The organism is Nostoc sp. DSM 114167, assembly GCF_052692655.1.
Map to the genome: position 1 here is coordinate 599257 of NZ_CP195116.1, position 18551 is coordinate 617807.

The following is an 18551-nucleotide window of genomic DNA, read 5'->3' on the forward strand; positions in this document are numbered from 1 at the left end:
TATATATAGCAATCCGGTTTGATTCTTAAATTTACTTGCTTGGGCAGGGAATAGGAAAGAAGGGATACCGTACTGAGTCTTGTTCAAAAATCAAATATGATTCCTATATATAAGATATAATCCACATTCTGCAAGTGCGATCGCAAAATGCTCTATTTTTGAATGCAACTTTTATGGGACAGTAGTTTGACTTTTTAACTTCATCGATAATCTGTAATGTGGAAAAACTATTTGCTAAAAAGCTAGGGTTTTTGCCGGATACAGAAAACCGAGTTCTTAATCGTGGATAAAGTCGAGCTAAAATGCTATGGGAATACTCCTGGTCACGCAGTAAATACCGTAGATAGAGTTCTCAATCTTCTGGCAATCATCAACAATTAAGACAATGCACGATCTCTGACTCATGACTAATCCTTGGGATAATCAGGCAGTGTCGTCACTTCAAACCAATATTCCACAAGCATCTGAATATCTCGTTTCAGTTGAGCAAAATTGATTGGTTTAACGATATAGCTGTTGACACCATATTGATAGCATACTTCAATATCTTTGGGATTGTTAGAAGTAGTAAACACCACCACCGGAATCATTTTCAAGTTGTCATCCTGTTTAATCCGGCGTAACACTTCTCGTCCATCGGTTCCGGGTAGGTTCAAGTCAAGCACAATCAAGCCGGGACGGAGGGCACTTTTGCGCTCCACATAGCTACCAGTGCGATAAAGAAACGCCAAGGCTTCTTCTCCATTCACACACCTCTGAATAGCGATCGCAATGGCAGAGCGCCCTAGAAATCTTTGCAGTGCCTCAAAGTCTTCATTGCTATCCTCGACAATTAAAAGTAGTGGCTTTTCCAGGATCGGGGAGGCTGAAATTTGAGTCATGTATTTGCCTCCGCCGACAGGGTAAAGTAAAACATACTACCTTCAGTAGGTGTAGATTCCACCCAAATTCTACCACCATGACGTTCCACAATTTTCCGGGCAATGGTTAACCCTACGCCAGTCCCCCCGCCAAAGTCATCCCGTCCATGTAAGCGGCGGAAGATTTGAAAGATTTTGTCGAGATGTTCTTGGGGGATGCCAATACCATTATCACGAACGTAGAAAGTTACAGAATTAGAAGCAACTTTGCTTTCGCCATTGCCTTCAATAAAACCTATTTCGACCCATTTTTCCGGTTTATCATTGTACTTAATAGCGTTGCTAATCAGGTTGCTAAACAGTTCATTGATCTGAGCGCGATCGCCTTGAACGCTCTTAAGGGGTTGAGGAATGCGAAACTCAACTTCGCTCTGCGGTCGGGAAATGGTCAAAATGGTGATTACCTGGGGCACTAACTCATTCAGATTCACTGATTGCCTGATCAGTTCGGCGCGTCCCAACCGCGAGAAATGGAGGAGAGAATTAATCAGGTCTTCCATTCGCTGCGTCAGCCGCACCAAGGTTTGCAGTTTAGCAATTCCATCATTATCTAGTACATCTGCATAGTCTTCCATTAAGAAGTTAGCGTAGTTGTGAATGCCCCGCAGCGGTTCTTTGAGGTCATGGGAGGCAACGTAGGCAAAAGAATCAAGTTCTTCGTTACTCCGTTGTAATTCAAAATTCATCGATGCCAGTTTGTCTGCCTGCCGTAACACAACGCCCACAATCAGGCTTCGCAGTTCAGTAACCACCTCAATTTCACAGGGTTTCCAGGGTAGGGCAGCTCCTTGCACCGTTTCTTGCCATAATTCAAAGGATTTGCGAGGAGACATTCTCAAACTGCCATCTGAGAAAACTTCCACAGGCTTATTGGGGTTGCCGCCCCAATTCACCGTTTGAATCACCTCTGGACGAAACCAGAGAATATAATTGTGGTGAACTTTGGAAATTTCCAGAGCTAACACGCTACTAGCGATCGCTTTATATGACTCGGCAGCAGGGTAATTTTTCGTAAGCGATCGCGTCTCAAACAAGTTATGATGCAGTTGAGGTTTAATCCAATCAAGTAAGGCGCGAACCTCTGACTGTGATGGCGTTTTACCCACTTGAATATACTGGTCGCCATTACATATCACCGCTCCTGTGGCGCTGACCAGATTGAGTAATTGAGATTTCATTTGCACCATCCCATCCAGGAAATACTCAGCCTGAGACAAGCCTTCGACAAATTGAGTTTGTAATAACTTTAATTGACTTTTGTAATCAATATCTTCACTTGCTTCTTTATTTGCCAGTTCCACAGACATCACTTGTCCAATGAATTCGCAGATGGTGCGGATATTGTAAGAAATATATTTGGGTGACGAATGGTGACAGGCAATCAATCCCCAAAGTTTTTGCTCGTGCATCAGAGAAATAGACATAGAGGCAGTCACGCCCATATTTTGCAGGTACTCTAGATGAATTGGAGAAACACTCCGCAACATAGATAAACTCAAATCGAGCGGTTGATTTGTCAAAGGATTGTTCGCTGGAATTAAGGTGACAGGCTGGTAGCTAGCATCTGGAATTAGCCGCAGCCAGTTCAAGGTGTATAGGTGTCGGGCTTGCTTGGGAATGTCAGAGGGCGGATAGTGTAAATCCAAATAGGGCGTTTCCTGATTGGTATCTTCAGCGATGACCCTGCCTGCTCCTTCGCGATCGAATCGATAGACCATAACGCGATCGAAGCCAGTGATTCGCCGAACTTCTGTCACCACAATCTGGCACATTTCCAGCAATGTTGGTGCTTTCTGAATGCGGGTAATGGTTCCTCTTACCTGTTGATAAAAGTCAAAAAAACCTGTTTTTTCCTTCGCTTTTTTCGACTCCAATTCCAGAATAATAATAGTATTTAAACGATGGACAATGCCATCAAAATGAATTGATTTATTTTGATGTTTGATGATTATATTTAGGGGATTAACGCTCTCAAAATCCTCTGACAGACATTGTTGAATTAGTTTAATTTGTTTGACATTGAGTAAATCTGATAGCGACTTGCCCAGCAATTCATTAGGTTGACGACCAATAACTTGCTGAGTATTACTGCTCACCTGAACGATTTCCAGCGTGGGATCTTGCAAAACCAATAAAACCCCGTGAGGCTGGATCAAACTGGGAATGTGGATCGGTTCGCGATCGCAGTTTGTCAAATCAATGATCTCATCAGTCATTCTCTGTTTATGCAACTCCTAATTAGAACTCTGGTTTCAAGGAGGCAAAAACTCTTTATATCTCAATACGCTTGAGTTAAGGGCTACTGGCAACAATTTTGGGTTTTCGAGACGCGATAAATCGCCGTCTCTAAAAGACGCGATAAATCGCCGTTTCTAAAAGACGCGATAAATCGCCGTCTTTACAAGTGTTTTGTTGCTCATTCTGAACTGTTTTGCGTTATATTTGAGATTTTGAGTCCTGTATTTTGTACCTCACTTAAAAGCGAACTCCTATATTCACACTACTAGCCTAGACTCAAACTAGAGTCTCCGGCATCTACTCTTGGCTTAATGTTTCAATCAACAAATCTACCTGCTGTTGTCGCTGCTGCAAAAAACCTTCGCACTGACGCAAATACTCTACAGCAGTTGCAAATTGGTCAAACACAGCTTCCAATTCCAATTCACCCGCCTCAATGCGAGTAATAATTCCCTCGATTTCAGCAACCTTCGCCTCATAATTCCAACCTTCCTCAGAACTAGAAGCACCTTTACGTTTAACCATTAATCTCTCTGCGTCCTCTGCGTCTGTGCGGTTCGTTCACTTCCATAACCTTCACTTTAACCCCACCTTGCCCCAATTGAATGATTAACTCTTGCCCCACAGCCAACTCTGCTGCCGAACGAGCGATCGCCCCATCTTCCCTTCTCACCACCGCATAACCACGCTGTAACACCGCTTTCGGATCAAGACTAGCCAACTTCTGCCGCAATAATTCTAAATGCTGCGTTGCTTGCTGCGATCGACCCGTGGTAATTTGCACCAAATGCTGACGCTTCCAAGCAAGCTTTTCCACTTCCTGCTGCACTTGCCGATCTAACCGCAAACGTCGCAAACGATTACGTAATACTTGCAGTTTATTCTCAGCATTTTCCCTAAAGTCATGCACCGCCTCATGTAAAGCGACAACTCGCTGCCGATGTTCAGTATATAACTCTGAAAGTGCTGGTACAACCATTTCTGCTGCCGCAGTGGGTGTGTGCACGCAGACATCTGCAACTAAATCTGCTAAAGATTCATCTCGTTGATGGCCGATCCCAGTAATTACCGGAATCGAACAACTAGCAAGCGATCGCACTACTCGTTCATCATTAAAACAAGCCAACTCCTCAACCGCGCCACCACCACGCGATAAAATTAGCACTTCGGCGCGACCATCTCTTTCCACCCGCTCAATTGCTTTGACGATAGATTCTGGAGCTTGGTCGCCTTGTACGGTCGCGGGAGAAAATAAAACGTGTAAACCTGGATACCTTTGTTTGAGGGTTTTTTGAATATCGCCCCAAGCAGCAGCCGTTGGTGAAGTGACGACAGCGATCGTTTGGGGGTGAGTGGGGAGCGATCGCTTTCTTTGCGCGTCGAATAATCCTTCAGCCAGCAAGCGATTTTTGAGTTGTTGATAGCGTAGCGCCTGTAAACCAACACCAGCAGGTAGAGTTTGCCAAACTGATAACTGATACTCTCCCCGTTGCGGATAGACGCGAATGCTGCCCAAAATGATTATCTGTTCGCCAGGAACAGGCATTTGGGCGAGTTTTGGCAATTGGCTATTCCATACTACACACTTAATTCCGGCGGTGCGATCGGGATCTTGCAGCGTGAAAAACAACCCACTGCGATGGTTGTTAGCACTGGAAACTTCGCCAGTTACCCAAACTTGCCGCAATTGTTCATCTTGCTCTAACAGCAAACGGATATAGTCAGTTAATCCAGAAACCGAAAGCGCAGTATCGAGAATCAGAGAGTCGGGAAGGTCGAGAGTCATCAAAGATGCCTGAAAGCATTTGTGCTGGAGCGATTCTAGCATTTTTAATGAAACCCGAAGTTTAACCGAGTAAACGCTTCAATCTTTTGTAGACATCATCAGAAAAATGGGCTTGAAACCCCGTGCTTCACGTAATGCTTTCAAGTAATGATTTTGAAGTAATGAGTGGATGAAAAATGGGTATTTACTCATTACTTATTACTCCAGAATCACCGCGCCTCCCTTGTCTGTGAGGATGTCAACATCATTGCGCTTACCGACTAAAATGTAAATCTTGCTCAAGAAAACATGTATGACAGACTCTGCTTCTAACAAAAGTTCTGAATTAGTCTCTGTAGCTGAAACTGCCAAGTTACTTGGTATAACCCGTCAACGAGTACACGACTTAATTAAGAATGGTCAGATTATAGCCTGCAAACTAGGGCGTTATTATTACATAGAAGTTGCTGAAGTAGAGAGATACAAGAATCAGCCTACTGGAAAACCCTATCAACCCCGTAGTACAACCTCTCAGAAAAACTCTATTGACAATTGACAATATAGTTTGTAAACTCAAGCTACAATAAAATACTAAAGGTAAAATCAATGCTCCCTTTTCAACTGATTGCGACTGATGTTGCAACTCAACAAGGATTGCAACAGATTTATAAAAGTGAGTATGGAATTCTTTATCAGGGAGATTGTGTTAAACTCCTCTCAGCATTGCCTAATGAGTCTGTGGATCTGGTATTTGCTGACCCACCTTTTAACCTTGGTAAAGAATATGGTGAAGGTGTAAGCGATCAAATGGAGGCAGATAAATATTTAATATGGTCGCAACAGTGGCTTAGTGAGAGCATTCGAGTCCTTAAACCAGGTGGAAGTCTATTTATATTCAATTTACCCAAATGGTGCATAGAGTATGGTGCATACCTCAATAGGCAAGGGATGTGTTTTCGGCATTGGATTGCTTGTAGAATGCCAAAATCTTTTCCAAGAGGTAAGAAGATGTCTCCTGCTCACTACGGACTAATTTACTACACCAAAGGAGAACCAGCAGTCTTTAACAAAGTCTACACACCCATTCAAGTTTGCCGACATTGTGGTGGAGAAATTCGTGACTATGGTGGGCATCGCAAAAAACTTAATGAGAAAGGTATCAACTTAATGGATGTTTGGGATGCGCCAGAAGACGTTTGGAAAGATGCTTCTGAAACCGAATTTAATGAGGTTTTATGGACATTGACAGAGGAAATATGGACTGACATTCCACCAGTTCGGCATCGTCGGCACAAAAAACGAGTTCCCAACGAACTTGCCCCCATTATGCTAGAACGAATTATTGCAATGGCATCTAATCCGAGTCAAATTGTGGTTGATCCATTTGGAGGCTCTGGCACTACATTTTACGCAGCAGAAAAACTACAACGTTACTGGATTGGCTCAGAAATAGGGGATACACATCCAGCGCTAGAACGATTAACCGATCTAGCTAATGGCATCATAGAACAATGGGAATCGGCAAGAGGAAGCAAGAAATTAAAACAAAGCAACACAACTGCGTTACAACTTCCAATTCCTTATTCTACGTAGAATGTATGCAGGAAACTTTAGACCAAGGCACGACCATCAGTACCTTTAGTAAGTGTTGGTACATTGGTATCTAAGCGATCGTGTTCAATTACAAAGATTACAAGAAAACCCTCTTGGATTTGAACTGCCCGCCAAACATCAAAGTATGGCTCTAACTCTTCGTAGTTCCCAATTCGATCCGTCAGGTAAGGGTAAAGTTTTCTGCTAGGGAGTACTAAGGCAGCACCTAGAAAAATACCACGTAGTAATCCGAGAATCATTTTATTGACTGCTCGATGGCTTGAGGAAATATTACCAGTTTCCCACTCAAGAGCGAAAAGATAATTGTCAATGATCTTTGTTGCATCAACCTTTCCTGGTGATTTAGTTGCATATTTAATTCGAGTTTCAAGACTCCATCCAAACCGATCTCTTAACGCAATCATGCAAGCTTCTTTAATTGGCTTGACACCATTCCCATGTCTTGTTGGATTGATTGTAAAGCTGGATGTACCGGGAGGATAGACAATTAGAGAGATAGCATCACGAATTTCAGTGCGAATGATACACCAATCGTTTGATTCTTCAAAACTTCCAACACTAATTAAAGAAACTTCTTGAACAATCTTCATCACTAACTCTCACTTGACTTTGTTGCCACCACCCTAGAAGCCATTTATATCTTCTTTTTAGGGAATTCCAGAAATTAAATTATTCAATTTTTAAGAGCGAAGACGATCGTTAGAGCTGATTCGTAAAGAAAATCTGAAGGATACTCAACTCGTTACTAGGTCTGAGTTTCAGCGAATAAGTATTTTTTTGACTCAAATTCCTGAAATCCTTGCAAGACAAGTACTTTACTTGAGTTTACAAATTAGCTCTTAGATTTTTCCTCCTCTGCTTACCAAAGCGATGGGTATTTTTTTAGTTGGAAGTCCCTTACCCGATGATGCTTATATCCTATCGATGATATGCTGAATACCATTGCCTGTGTTGCTTAAATAATTTTTCTTTGAAAACCCTTGCTTACCCAGCCAAAAAGAAGCTATCTCTGAATGTAAGTTGGTATCATTGTGCAGAGCTACCCTAATTTGGTAGCGATCGAGTTACGATCTTGTCACACCCCTTTTTTGATTTGAGAAGTCCTATTCCAGAATTTTCTGGTTAAAATAGTATATCTGTTCTACTCAAACTCCGACACCAACACTCCTTAAAACCATATATTAAGAGGCATTAGAGGCAGGAATGGCTATCAACACCGATACTTCTGGCAAGCAAAAAGCACTGACTATGGTGCTAAACCAGATTGAGCGCAGCTTTGGTAAAGGAGCAATCATGCGCTTGGGCGATGCTACCCGGATGCGGGTGGAAACAATTTCCAGTGGAGCGCTTACCCTAGATTTAGCATTGGGTGGTGGTTTACCCAAGGGGCGGGTAATTGAAATTTATGGGCCGGAAAGTTCTGGTAAAACTACAGTAGCGCTACACGCGCTCGCCGAAGTGCAAAGAAATGGCGGTATTGCTGCCTTTGTTGATGCTGAACACGCCCTAGACCCTACTTATGCTGCTGCATTGGGTGTAGATATTGACAATTTGTTGATTTCCCAACCTGACACTGGCGAATCAGCTTTAGAAATTGTCGATCAACTTGTTCGCTCTGCTGCGGTTGATATTGTAGTCATAGACTCAGTAGCAGCGCTGGTTCCCCGTGCTGAAATTGAAGGCGATATGGGCGATGCTCACGTTGGTCTGCAAGCGCGGTTAATGAGCCAAGCCCTACGTAAAATTACTGGCAATATTGGTAAATCTGGTTGTACAGTAATTTTCATCAACCAGTTACGGCAAAAAATCGGTGTTACTTACGGTAGCCCAGAAACGACTACTGGCGGTAACGCATTGAAATTTTACGCTTCGGTGCGCTTGGATATTCGCCGAATTCAAACCTTGAAAAAAGGTACTGATGAATTTGGTAATCGCGTTAAAGTCAAAGTCGCCAAAAATAAAGTAGCGCCGCCTTTTAGAATAGCGGAATTTGACATTATTTTTGGTAAAGGCATTTCTACCTTGGGTTGTCTTGTTGACTTAGCAGAAGAAACTGGCATCATTGTTCGCAAAGGAGCTTGGTATAGTTACAACGGCGATAATATCTCTCAAGGACGAGACAACGCCATTAAGTATCTAGAAGAAAAGCCTGAATTTGCTGAAGAAATTAAGAAACTGGTGCGTGAAAAGCTAGATAAAGGCGCTGTTGTTTCTGCTAACTCCGTAGCTAAAGCCAGTGACGAAGATGAAGAGGAAGAAGTCGATTTAGAGCCAGAAGAATAAAGAATGCGGATTTATTAATCTGCAATTGCTAATAGATGGTGCGTTACAAAGAAAGCTAACGCACCTTATTTTTATCGAGATTTGGATAAGGAAAAAATACTAGATCGGGGTTTCAGCCTTAGATTGACATTAATGACCAGCTATATGGTAATATTTCATGGCATTATGCTCAAAAACTTTGTTTATAATCAAAGAGTAGCCAACCCATGAGTTTAGCTGTAATTAAGTTCTCTTCAGAAGAGTGCGGCATCTGCCACAAAATGTCTTTTTATGACAAAAAGGTGGCTGAAGAACTGGGTTTAGAATTTATCGATGTAAAAATGCAAGATACGACTGCTTACCGCAAGTATCGCAAGATTTTGTTGACTCAATATCCCGATAAATCAGAAATGGGATGGCCTACTTACATTATCTGCAATTCTCCCGAGGGGGAATTTCAGATTGTTGGTGAAGTGAAAGGAGGTCATCCCAAAGGGGAGTTTAGAAGTCGTCTGCAAGAAGTTCTAGATTCCACAGCTAATCAGAACTAATTACCTCAAAAGATTTGACCTCTAAGGCAGGGCCAATCATGGCAGTTGTCATGATATCTTCACGCACCTGTCCTTTAACTTTTGCTTTTTGTCCGGCTTTGAGTAGGTCTTTGTCAGCCCCTCTGAGGATTTCGTAAGTAACGCCCTCTTCTGTAACTAACGCCCATGCGCCTGTACCAATATCACGACGTTCGATTGTACCTGTAATTGTAATGCTCATAAAAGTTTCTGAGTGCTGAGTTAAGAGTAGAGACGCGATTAATCGCGTCTGTACAAGAGTTAGGAGTAGGGAGTTATTAAGAATTCTTTCCCACTCCCCACTCTTCGTTTACGCAATTTTCTCTTCGTTTTTTAATGCTAAACGAACGAGTCCATAACAGACTAGGGCATTAGCAATGAGGAAGAGACGTGCTAAGTTACCACTTCCCAATCCCCAAACTGTCGGCTCGAAAAACGCACTTGTAGTTAAGCACGCTGCTACACCTAAAGTTGAACCAATGGCAAACCATTTCCAACTAGGATGTCCCAGCAGCAATGCCATTAACGCAATGGGAATTAGTACGCTAGCAAATAAGGGATTTAATGCATCAGTTCCCTGGAGAGTATTGCCTAACTCAGGAATTGAACTGCCCAAAACCCGGAAAGGCCATTGGGGAAGATCAAAAATATAGATTCCTTTGAGGAAGAATAACCCAGAACTACCGGCAATTAGTCCACTGGATAAAGACCAGCTCCAAGTGAAGGGGAAGTAAACACGTAAAAACCAAGCCAGCAGATAGGAACCAACTACCATTAAAATCTTGGGTAACAGTGCAACCGCACCACCATCAATCCAAAAGCCGGGGTTAAGATAGCCGCTATCCCGTAACCACCGGAAGAAATCAGGGAAACTAATTTGTCCGCTAAAGGCTAGTTTGACTGCTGCTTCTGCATTGAGTTGTCCAGCGCCATAATAGTTCAAACCATCATCCTGAATCACTCGTGCTGACTGCTTGAGGACTTTTAAGACTTCATCTGGTTCTTTGATGCCAGCAGCTTTAATTAATGCCGCAACACCAGCAACGTGGGGAGCAGCCATGCTTGTACCCTGAAAACCGAGAAATACGCCTTCGCCCTTTTCATCGATGGTTTCTTGGAGAATTTTACCAGCTTCACTACCACCAGGAGCAGAGATATCTACCCCTGCACCAAAGTTAGAATAGGGCGCTCTTTCGCCATCTGGGCCAATTGCCGAAACACCGATGACGTAGGGATAGCGAGCTGGATAGCTTGCTCCATTGGCGTTTTCATTACCGGCTGCGGCAATAATAACAACACCTTTTCTATGAGCATACTCGATCGCTTGTTTCATCAACTGGCTTTCACCGCCACCACCCAAGCTCATATTAATCACATCTGCGCCTTTATCAGCAGCAAATTTAATCGCTTCGGCAATATCGGCAACGGTACCACCGCCATAAGAACTGAGTACCTTTAAGGGCATCAGACTGGCTTCATAGGCAATTCCAGCGACGCCATATTTGTTATTTGTGGCTTGAGCAATAGTTCCGGCAACATGAGTACCGTGACCATTATCGTCTGTGGCTTCTTCTCGGTCGTTAACAAAATCATAGCCCTTGACGAATTTTGTCTCATACAAGTCCCGAACCTTGGTAATCCCGGTGTCAATGACTGCGACTGTGATGCCACTGCCTTTGGTTTGACTCCATGCGCCTTCAATACCGATTTTGTGCAAGTTCCACTGCTTGCTGTAATATTGGTCATTAGGGCCAGTTAATGAAGGACTTGCTTCTTCATCTTCTTGGGGTGTTAAAAATTCACCTAGCCAAGCGGTTTTACCTGGTTGGGGAATCTTGTTGTAGATATAGTTTGGTTCAATGAATTCTGTCGCTTGGGCAAACTGAGATTTTTTCAGTTCTTGGAGCCGTTGGCGATCGCCTTTGATAATATACACATTATCTTTTTTGGAAAACTTGTTGTCTAATTGGGGTGTAACGTTGTATTGTTTGGCGATCGCTTGCAAATCCTGTTCCACTACAAGTGATGGAATATCTTCGCGGAAATCAAGCAAAATCGTCTCAAACTCTCCTTTAGCTGCCAATCCCTGGAAATTCAGGAAACCAAATATGGCAGCTCCCAGCCCAATGACAAACAAGCACCATAATATAAGTTTTCTCATATTAACTCATCACCGCTTTTTGCCAGTTTGCTCATACCATAACTTATCTGCACCCCTTGTTGGTAGATTTTGCACTTTTAGTTACAAGTTTCACTCAAAACTGAGGATTTTTTTAACGATGGAACGTGGTCTTTTGTGGTTGCCGCTGTTAGTAATGTTTTTCTGGTTGGCTTGGCAAGGCTCGAAGGAGTATCAAAAAGTCGAAGCCTATCGCACTTGGGCAGAGCAATTTGAACGAGCCAAGTATGATATTTATGCTGTATTAGGTCAAAAAGACAACAATATAACTTGGGGAAAACCCACGCCTCAAGGGCCTATTAAACTAGAAACATTCTCTTTGCTTGATATCAAACAAATCCAGGTTTTAGTAGATGAAAAACCAGTAGATGTAAACAATCCGCCGGAGAAAGGTCGTTCTATAGAATTAGAATTTCTATTTTCTGAATCTACTAACTCAGTGCGGGTTCCGTTTACAGAAATTCCTTTGGCAGCAGAATGGGGGAAATTTTTGCAGGGAGTATTACAAGACTTGCGATCGCAACCATAGCAGTAGTTATATTAAAACTATAAGTTCCAAATAATACGGCTATTTATGGTCAAAAAGTTAGATCGCTAGTGGTGATATTATTCATGGACAACGACATTTTTATTGGAAAGATGTTTTTTGGAATGGCTTTTACTTGACTACCATTTATTAAACATCTTCATAAATTCAATATACGTAATCCAAAATCCTTATAGAGACGTAGCCGTGCTACATCTCTACATTCTTTTTCACTCCTATGTTTATTGTGCCCCTATGGCTGTGGTCTATCTAATTGAAAGCCGCCTTAAAACTCGATTCATATTTGGATTACACTTTTACTCAGTTGACCCGACCTAGCTATGCTTGAATGATAAAGTCAGAGGCAGTAAGATTGGGCGCACCAGTAAGTTGTGCAAATTGACCACCACTGCCGAAACCAGCAGCGCTACCATTTTGATTGTAAAATAACTGTCCAGTCATAGGGTCGTAAACAATTACAGCATTGCTAAGTGCCCCTGAACTGGTGATTTGAAAATCACTGGCGTTACTAAAACCCGTTCCCACAACAGAAGTAATAGCAGTAAAGGTAGTCTTATCGAGGATAATCTTATCACCTTGAGAGCGATTGAAGTCAGCGATAGTATCAATACCCACAACCGCACTATTAAAAATGGAATTGGTATCGTAGAGGAAAGAGTCAGCACCGATACCACCTACAAGAGTATCGTTACCTTGTCCACCAATGAGAAGATCGTTGCCAGTACCACCCCGCAGTAGGTCGTCACCACCGCTGCCATTGATGGTATCATTACCCCCTTGACCATTAATCACATCGTTGGAAGCGTAAAAACCGCTGATGTTATTGTCCAAGTCATTGAGGAAAGTAACAGTGTTTGCTGTAGAAATATACGGTTGAGTGGAGTTGGCATTAATTACATCAAAGCTTTTGGTAACACTGTCTTCTCCGTCAAAGATAATATTGCCAATGGCAGGTTTTGTTGTCGATGCGGCTAAGTTGTCTAAGTTTTCTAACTTAAAGTTTTGCAGAGTGACTTTAGTATTAGCCACATTTCCAAAGCTGACTTCTAAATTGCTGCCATTTTGAGTTAATTGCAGATTCCTTGCAGTTAATTCAGTCCCAATAAATTGCAGGGTATCTACTTTGGCAATTACCGCAGCCGAAGGGTTTGAACTAGTACCTACACCGCCAAAGTCGGTGATGCTGTAATTGCCATCGCCTCGTCGGATAGTAAAGGTGTCATTGGAGTTAGTGCCATTGAGAACTTGAATTCCCTGGACAGGAGCGGGTCTGACTGTGCCACTAATGGCAAAGTCAAAGGAGCTTTCATCAATATCGTTGTTTTTTAAACTGAAGTTGCCACTATAGCTACCGGATGTAGTGGGATTGAGTGCCACCGATATGGTAGTAGAAGCATTAACTGCCACGCTTGTTGGAAGAGTTCCGACCAAACTAAATCCATCTGGAAGTTCAAGTTTACTCAGCTTGAGTGCGCCTGTACCGGTGTTCTTGATAGTAAAGGTTTTGGTTAAGGTGTCACCAACAGTCGTTTCACCAAAGTTAATGGCGGTGGTGTCACCATCTGTAATGTCAACAGTGCCATTGAGAACTTGAATTTCCGGGGTATAAACTGTGCCACTAATGGCAAAGTCAAAGGGGTTTTCATTAACGTCGTTGTTGTTTAAACTGAGGCTGCCACTATAGATGCCGGGTGCAGTGGGATTGAGTGCCACCGATATGGTGGTGGAAGCATTAACAGCCACACTCGTTGGCAGAGTTCCAACCAAACTAAATCCGTCGGGAAGTTTAAGATTGCTTAGGTTGAGTGCAGCTATACCGGTATTCTTGATAGTAAAGGTTTTAATCAAGGGTTCACCAACAAGAGTCTCGCCAAAGTTAATAGCGGTGTTGCCATCTATAATGTCAACATTGCCATTGAGAACTTGAATTTCTGGGGTTTTGGTGGAGCTGCGGGGAGCTTCGTATGCACCAATATCAATGACTGTACTGCCATTCCCATCACCATCTTGAGGAGTCCTCTTAGTGATACTATTGAAGGCATTAGAACCACCATCAATCGCAACACTTCCAGGTTTGAGTGCAAAATTCCCATTGTCTGCATCAACAAATTGAGGATCTTGACCCAAAAGATTCTGTAACCCTGTAGCGTTTAAATTATCTGAAGCTTGGAAGAGGTTCGAGTTATAAACAAGATTGCGATCAAAGGTGACATTTGTGTCATACTTAATTCTGTTAGCATATTGATTGTCGTTTGCATATAAAATGTTGTTGTAGACACGTACATTTTCCGAGTAAGTAACACCAATCTCTCCAGAATCTGGAAGGACTTGGGCATTTTTGTAAGCTGTGTTATTGATTACATCAACATTGTTAGCTTTGAAAACATTAATACCTGCACCTCCATTGTTGTAAGTGATGTTATTTGCAATTAATGCCTTACCTGTATAGGCCACATTATCTTTGCTGATATCGGTAGTATCAAGCATGATCCCATGTCCCTCAGTGATTTTGTCAGTGCCTCCATTTTTCCACGGAATTAAACTTTGGTTATCGTAGACAATGTTGTCTCGAAAAATCATTCTGTAGTCAGTGGTATTGTTATCAAAATTAAAACTGTTAAGAGAGGTTATTCCCTGATTGCCGTGAGGTGAATACCAAGCGTTTCCAGACACAATGTTTTTCTCAACAGTTATATAGTCTGAATTACTGAATGCTATGCCTCCACCTGGAAAGTTACGGATTGTGTTACCAGTGATGACAATATGATGGGGATTAGTACCACCTACACCATCAGCGTTTTTCCATGCATTAACAGCAATACCATTACTATTGGTCAAGGGGTTATTCAGGTTATCCTTCTCTTGCAAGGCATATTCGAGAGTGACGTTTTCCCGATTGCCTTTTATATTAAGTCCTTCAATCCGCACGTAGGATGAACTGAATATATTAATGCCACTTCCCGTTGTTGTTATGGTAGGTTTAGCCCCTGGATAAGGTTTTATTGTTGTCCAGTTATCTGGTGAGCCATTCAAGTTAAAAAGCGTAATCCCTTTCATTTGATAATTTCCATTCATGACGTAGAGAGTGTCGCCTGCTTTCATCTCATACACAGCTCTACCCAAGCTAAGAAATGCAGATTCTTTGTCTAAGCCATTATTTTTATCACTGCCTGTTGCAGAAACATAATATGTATTGCCAGCCATCTGTTTACTCCGAATATGTGTAAGGGAAATTGGTAGTACAATCTCAGCAACTTTCTTCAGTTGTTAAGTAGTGATTTGAATGAGTCATCTATCTGCACTGTTAAGGACAGTCGCAGTTATCCGATCGCGACTTCAAATCGCGTCGATTGTAGAAACGCTGTTATAAACCTGAAAAACTTTTCTCCTGTCAACCGTTAATGGTTAAATCAGGAATATCAATACCGTCAATCGTCAGAGTTTTGTTGAGATTAATTGGACGATTAGCGCGTAGATACTTCTACTCCAGACTTCATCTTTAGCAGCTGCGTAGGCGTAGCCCATTGTAGACATTGCTGCTCTTTGTAAACCAGCTTTAGCATCTGTTTTTTTTAATAAAACGATCGTATTTGGCATAGTAATTCCTCTGAACTTTATGCGTTGTTTTAGGTCAGAAGGTTGCCAAATCTGCATGGTAAAATTCACCCTTAGCTGATAACTGGGGACTTAAAAATCGATCGAAGTTAAATTGGTTGAAACTTTAGTGAGGTTGACCCTTTAACTTAAGGGGACTAATGTAACAACTTAGTTGAACCTGTTTTAAGCGGTGTAACTGAGCGTTGTGAACTTAATTAAAACTAACCTTTACAAATAGCACTTGATATCAGTGAAAGCCCGTAATATAGTAAATTTTTTTACAACAAGATTAAAAAAATTATGGATATGTCTGGTGGAGTTCGATTAATTTCTAGAGTGATATGAGCATAAAAAGTGCTTTGTGCAAGGATTTGATGAAGTTTCTCTAAATAATTCAGAACTCTCAAGTCAGGTTGTGGTGGCGATCGCACAGGAAGAAAGAGGATTTTAGCCTAGTTCATCAATCTTTGAGATAGTTTGTGATGACACCAACTTACTTAATCTTCATAATATGAACGCTGAAATAAACTCCAGAATACCTGTTGCTTTAACCATTGCTGGTTCAGATAGCGGTGGCGGTGCCGGAATTCAAGCTGATTTACGTACCTTTGCTTTTCACTGTGTCCACGGTACTAGTGCTATAACCTGCGTCACGGCACAAAACACTCTAGGAGTGAAGAGGGTTGATGCTATGCCAACAGAGGCTGTTGTGGCGCAAATTCAGGCAGTAGTTGAGGATATTGGCGTACAAGCTGCCAAAACTGGAATGTTGCTCAATCAGGAAATTATCTTTGCTGTTGCCCAGCAAGTGGAAGCTTTACAAATCAATAATTTAGTAGTCGATCCAGTAATGGTGTCACGCACGGGAGCACAATTGATTGATGATGATGCTGTAAAGACTTTATGCCATACCTTGATTCCCAAAGCGGTTATGATTACGCCCAATCGCTATGAAGCTCAGATTTTGAGCGGTTTACAAATTAATTCTTTAGAGGATATGCAAGCTGCTGCTGAAATTATTTACAAGACTTTAAAGACAAAGGTTGTTTTAGTCAAAGGCGGAGGTATGCAGGGGGATTTGCGTGGCGTTGATATCTGGTTTGATGGGGACAAGTTGGAAGTTTTGACTTGCCAGCAAGTAGAGACAAAAAATACCCACGGTACTGGTTGTACACTATCGGCTGCGATCGCTGCTAATCTAGCTAAAGGAAAAGATTTGTGGCAGGCAGTGCAACAGGCAAAAGAATATGTGACTACCGCACTCACTTACGCCCTAGATATTGGCGAAGGACAAGGCCCTGTGGGACACTTCTTCCCATTGTGCGGACTAGAGACTAGAGACTAGGGATTAGGGATTGAAGACTGGGCATTGGGGATGGGGACTAGAGAAAAGTTTTCTCAGTACCTCATCTCCAATGCCCAAATAAAAAATCTTTGCCCTTTCGGTATTTTTCTATTATTCTTGGGCATAGTTTCAGGGGTGACTATCTCTGTTAGCATCTCTGTACGATCTAATTACTTTAATTTTTAATACCAAGCCCCCGATGCGAACAACCATAGGTTCTGTTCACAGAAATTCGCCAACACCGACAACTCAAGCCTATTCTCCCTCTGTACCACTATCTGTATACAGGGAATTGTCAACAGAGTTGCAAGCAGCACAGGCGAGGCTAAACGCACTCACTACCCAAAACCAGCAACTAGTACAAGAAAATCAACTATTACGCCAAGAAATTACCAAAGTAGTTGAGTCATTTTCTCGTTTGCAAAATTTTGTCGCCCATACTACAGCTAATTATCCCCAAGCTAATCAAGCTTCTGGTGACGTTAAAAGTACCGCCAAACAGCCAGTAACACAAGCGCGTTCACCTCAGCAGGTTTCTCGTTCGCGTCCATCTGTTGTGTCCAAACAACCAGCTAAAAAAAGCCGCCAAGACTTTTCTGCACCTGTAATGGCAATGAATTTTCCGATATCAGAACCAGTTTTTATCGAAGAGCAACAAGTCAGTTATTATTCCACTACTGAGCCAGATGTCAAGGGACTCAATGGCTGGTGGTTAATTATTACCATCTTGTTAATCATGTTGACTGCTTTTAGTGCTGGATATTTCGTTGTGCGCCCCTTGTTTGAACACCAGAAACGTTAGTTGACATTCCCACAGTCAGCAGCAGTAGCAGGCTTTCGGGCTAGCGTATAATAATTTGGCTGCGATCGTTCTCTAAATATCCAAACAAATCTGCTAAATGGTGGAAACAATCTATTTTTAGGTTATAAAAGCTACATAAAATGCTAAATTGACAGCAACTTCTTGATGTTAGAACCTCAAAGATTATCCAATTAATAAATCCTTGCCGCTTGTTATGTCATAAACCCTCAAGTAAAGCACTTACACTTAAAAAAAGTTGTAATTATTACATATTTTTTAGGAAAAGCACTGCTAGTTACAGCTTCGGACAGCGGATCTGGTTAGATATATAAACGAAGCTAGTAGAAGTCAGGAGTCAAGAAGATGAAAAAAGTAGAAGCTATTATCCGCCCATTTAAGCTAGATGAGGTGAAAATTGCTTTAGTTAACGCTGGTATTGTTGGCATGACTGTTTCTGAAGTCCGGGGGTTCGGACGGCAAAAAGGTCAAACTGAACGGTATCGTGGTTCTGAGTACACCGTTGAGTTTCTCCAAAAACTCAAAGTGGAAATCGTAGTTGACGACAATCAGGTTGATATGGTGGTAGACAAAATTATTGCTGCTGCCCGAACTGGTGAAATCGGCGATGGTAAAATTTTCATCTCGCCTGTTGAGCAAGTGATTCGGATTCGCACTGGCGAAAAGAACACAGAAGCAGTTTAAAAAGTTATGAG

General features: G+C 42.1%; 17 protein-coding genes. 8 read left to right on the forward strand and 9 right to left on the reverse strand.

Annotation, left to right across the window (positions count from 1 at the left end):
* Positions 1–407: 407 nt before the first annotated feature.
* From NSTC731_RS02560 to xseA, 4 genes are all read right to left on the reverse strand, one after another.
* A complete protein-coding gene (locus tag NSTC731_RS02560; RefSeq protein WP_445629491.1) occupies positions 408–881 on the reverse strand; it encodes a response regulator in 474 nt (157 codons plus the stop codon).
* Entirely contained in the window at positions 878–3136 is a 2259-nt protein-coding gene (locus tag NSTC731_RS02565) for an ATP-binding protein (protein ID WP_445629492.1), read from the reverse strand. Before NSTC731_RS02565 ends, NSTC731_RS02560 begins: the two co-directional genes overlap by 4 nt.
* A gap of 319 nt (positions 3137–3455) precedes the next feature.
* Entirely contained in the window at positions 3456–3683 is a 228-nt protein-coding gene (xseB, locus tag NSTC731_RS02570; RefSeq protein WP_099102361.1) for an exodeoxyribonuclease VII small subunit, read from the reverse strand.
* Positions 3676–4944: an exodeoxyribonuclease VII large subunit gene (gene xseA / locus NSTC731_RS02575; protein ID WP_445632261.1), complete on the reverse strand. Its 1269-nt coding sequence runs from the start codon at positions 4942–4944 to the stop codon at positions 3676–3678. Before xseA ends, xseB begins: the two co-directional genes overlap by 8 nt.
* A 292-nt stretch (positions 4945–5236) precedes the next feature.
* Between xseA and NSTC731_RS02580 the strand changes: the two genes are divergently transcribed.
* Both NSTC731_RS02580 and NSTC731_RS02585 read left to right on the forward strand, forming a co-directional pair.
* The gene (locus NSTC731_RS02580; RefSeq protein WP_445629493.1) at positions 5237–5479 is read left to right on the forward strand and encodes a helix-turn-helix domain-containing protein; all 243 of its coding nucleotides are present in this window, start codon (positions 5237–5239) and stop codon (positions 5477–5479) included.
* A 50-nt stretch (positions 5480–5529) separates the two neighbouring features.
* Positions 5530–6516, forward strand: coding sequence for a DNA-methyltransferase (locus NSTC731_RS02585; RefSeq protein WP_445629494.1), 987 nt, complete (start codon positions 5530–5532; stop codon positions 6514–6516).
* A gap of 17 nt (positions 6517–6533) precedes the next feature.
* Here NSTC731_RS02585 and NSTC731_RS02590 read toward each other — a convergent pair whose 3' ends face one another.
* Positions 6534–7127 (reverse strand): restriction endonuclease, encoded by a 594-nt coding sequence (locus tag NSTC731_RS02590; RefSeq protein WP_445629495.1) that lies wholly within the window; start codon positions 7125–7127, stop codon positions 6534–6536.
* Between the two features lie 613 nt (positions 7128–7740).
* Between NSTC731_RS02590 and recA the strand changes: the two genes are divergently transcribed.
* The gene (gene recA / locus NSTC731_RS02595; RefSeq protein WP_292865143.1) at positions 7741–8820 is read left to right on the forward strand and encodes a recombinase RecA; all 1080 of its coding nucleotides are present in this window, start codon (positions 7741–7743) and stop codon (positions 8818–8820) included.
* 206 nt (positions 8821–9026) lie between these two features.
* On the forward strand, positions 9027–9350 hold the full coding sequence (locus tag NSTC731_RS02600) for a thioredoxin family protein (protein WP_185580382.1): 324 nt from the start codon (positions 9027–9029) through the stop codon (positions 9348–9350).
* Here the strand turns inward: NSTC731_RS02600 and NSTC731_RS02605 are convergent.
* Together NSTC731_RS02605 and NSTC731_RS02610 are read right to left on the reverse strand one after the other, a co-directional pair.
* Positions 9337–9570, reverse strand: coding sequence for a hypothetical protein (locus NSTC731_RS02605; RefSeq protein WP_445629496.1), 234 nt, complete (start codon positions 9568–9570; stop codon positions 9337–9339). The genes NSTC731_RS02600 and NSTC731_RS02605 overlap by 14 nt on opposite strands.
* A gap of 108 nt (positions 9571–9678) precedes the next feature.
* A complete protein-coding gene (locus tag NSTC731_RS02610; protein WP_445629497.1) occupies positions 9679–11529 on the reverse strand; it encodes a S8 family peptidase in 1851 nt (616 codons plus the stop codon).
* Positions 11530–11647: 118 nt separating this feature from the next.
* On the opposite strand from NSTC731_RS02610, the gene NSTC731_RS02615 reads away from it, so the two are divergent.
* A complete protein-coding gene (locus tag NSTC731_RS02615) occupies positions 11648–12076 on the forward strand; it encodes a hypothetical protein (RefSeq protein WP_445629498.1) in 429 nt (142 codons plus the stop codon).
* A 336-nt stretch (positions 12077–12412) separates the two neighbouring features.
* Here NSTC731_RS02615 and NSTC731_RS02620 read toward each other — a convergent pair whose 3' ends face one another.
* The gene (locus NSTC731_RS02620; RefSeq protein ID WP_445629499.1) at positions 12413–15298 is read right to left on the reverse strand and encodes a choice-of-anchor D domain-containing protein; all 2886 of its coding nucleotides are present in this window, start codon (positions 15296–15298) and stop codon (positions 12413–12415) included.
* Positions 15299–15529: 231 nt separating this feature from the next.
* Positions 15530–15691, reverse strand: coding sequence for a hypothetical protein (locus NSTC731_RS02625; protein ID WP_445629500.1), 162 nt, complete (start codon positions 15689–15691; stop codon positions 15530–15532).
* A 511-nt stretch (positions 15692–16202) separates the two neighbouring features.
* Between NSTC731_RS02625 and thiD the strand changes: the two genes are divergently transcribed.
* The 3 genes from thiD (at position 16203) to NSTC731_RS02640 (ending at position 18540) form a co-directional block, all read left to right on the forward strand.
* Positions 16203–17036 carry a bifunctional hydroxymethylpyrimidine kinase/phosphomethylpyrimidine kinase gene (gene thiD, locus NSTC731_RS02630; RefSeq protein ID WP_445629501.1) on the forward strand — a complete coding sequence of 278 codons (834 nt, stop codon included), beginning with the start codon at positions 16203–16205 and terminating at the stop codon, positions 17034–17036.
* 199 nt (positions 17037–17235) lie between these two features.
* Positions 17236–17838, forward strand: a complete 603-nt coding sequence (locus NSTC731_RS02635; RefSeq protein WP_445629502.1) for a hypothetical protein — start codon at positions 17236–17238, stop codon at positions 17836–17838.
* A 363-nt stretch (positions 17839–18201) separates the two neighbouring features.
* Entirely contained in the window at positions 18202–18540 is a 339-nt protein-coding gene (locus tag NSTC731_RS02640) for a P-II family nitrogen regulator (protein WP_012410794.1), read from the forward strand.
* The last annotated feature ends 11 nt before the right edge of the window (positions 18541–18551 follow it).

Coding starts and splice junctions, on each gene's coding strand:
- NSTC731_RS02560 (WP_445629491.1), bottom strand. CDS start 881: ATGACTCAAATTTCAGCCTCCCCGATCCTGGAAAAGCCACTACTTTTA.
- NSTC731_RS02565 (WP_445629492.1), bottom strand. CDS start 3,136: ATGACTGATGAGATCATTGATTTGACAAACTGCGATCGCGAACCGATC.
- xseB (WP_099102361.1), bottom strand. CDS start 3,683: ATGGTTAAACGTAAAGGTGCTTCTAGTTCTGAGGAAGGTTGGAATTAT.
- xseA (WP_445632261.1), bottom strand. CDS start 4,944: ATGACTCTCGACCTTCCCGACTCTCTGATTCTCGATACTGCGCTTTCG.
- NSTC731_RS02580 (WP_445629493.1), top strand. CDS start 5,237: ATGACAGACTCTGCTTCTAACAAAAGTTCTGAATTAGTCTCTGTAGCT.
- NSTC731_RS02585 (WP_445629494.1), top strand. CDS start 5,530: ATGCTCCCTTTTCAACTGATTGCGACTGATGTTGCAACTCAACAAGGA.
- NSTC731_RS02590 (WP_445629495.1), bottom strand. CDS start 7,127: ATGAAGATTGTTCAAGAAGTTTCTTTAATTAGTGTTGGAAGTTTTGAA.
- recA (WP_292865143.1), top strand. CDS start 7,741: ATGGCTATCAACACCGATACTTCTGGCAAGCAAAAAGCACTGACTATG.
- NSTC731_RS02600 (WP_185580382.1), top strand. CDS start 9,027: ATGAGTTTAGCTGTAATTAAGTTCTCTTCAGAAGAGTGCGGCATCTGC.
- NSTC731_RS02605 (WP_445629496.1), bottom strand. CDS start 9,570: ATGAGCATTACAATTACAGGTACAATCGAACGTCGTGATATTGGTACA.
- NSTC731_RS02610 (WP_445629497.1), bottom strand. CDS start 11,529: ATGAGAAAACTTATATTATGGTGCTTGTTTGTCATTGGGCTGGGAGCT.
- NSTC731_RS02615 (WP_445629498.1), top strand. CDS start 11,648: ATGGAACGTGGTCTTTTGTGGTTGCCGCTGTTAGTAATGTTTTTCTGG.
- NSTC731_RS02620 (WP_445629499.1), bottom strand. CDS start 15,298: ATGGCTGGCAATACATATTATGTTTCTGCAACAGGCAGTGATAAAAAT.
- NSTC731_RS02625 (WP_445629500.1), bottom strand. CDS start 15,691: ATGCCAAATACGATCGTTTTATTAAAAAAAACAGATGCTAAAGCTGGT.
- thiD (WP_445629501.1), top strand. CDS start 16,203: ATGAACGCTGAAATAAACTCCAGAATACCTGTTGCTTTAACCATTGCT.
- NSTC731_RS02635 (WP_445629502.1), top strand. CDS start 17,236: ATGCGAACAACCATAGGTTCTGTTCACAGAAATTCGCCAACACCGACA.
- NSTC731_RS02640 (WP_012410794.1), top strand. CDS start 18,202: ATGAAAAAAGTAGAAGCTATTATCCGCCCATTTAAGCTAGATGAGGTG.